This window comes from Streptococcus sp. DD11, assembly GCF_001578865.1.
Taxonomy (GTDB): Bacteria; Bacillota; Bacilli; order Lactobacillales; family Streptococcaceae; genus Streptococcus; species Streptococcus panodentis.
The window spans coordinates 1-420 of the sequence record NZ_KQ969450.1; the positions used below are offsets into that span (position 1 = coordinate 1).

Consider the following 420-nt stretch of genomic DNA (forward strand, 5'->3'; position numbering starts at 1 on the left):
AGAAGGACAAGCTTTTCAAACGAGCTGAGACTTGGACGACACTCTACACAGCGACCTCTACCTATCCCGGAACAGACAAACTGCTCAACGCCCATGGCTTCATGGTCGAAGAATATGGCACCATGGTGCTGGGCCATGGTGGAAATTCGACCGGTTATTCATCCTATATCCTGCTGGACCTGAAAAACGGCATCGGTCTGACCGTCATGACCAACCAAAAGGGGGAGGATATTTACAATGTCCAGATGCCTGAACTCATCTTTGGAGCCAAGAAAAAGACGGATAAGGCTGCCTTTGAAAATTTCCAGCCCGGTTACTACCGCAGCGCTCGCTATTTCGAGACCGGTCCACTGTCCCTTGTCAGAAGCCTGTTTTACACGAGTTATGCCCCTAAAAGCATGGACAATTCGCTCTTAAGCC

The 420-nt window shown here is 49.8% G+C and carries 1 protein-coding gene; it reads left to right on the plus strand.

From position 1 onward, the window contains the following. The coding region (locus STRDD11_RS13355; RefSeq protein WP_164828521.1) for a serine hydrolase at positions 1–420 on the plus strand (420 nt) is incomplete at both ends.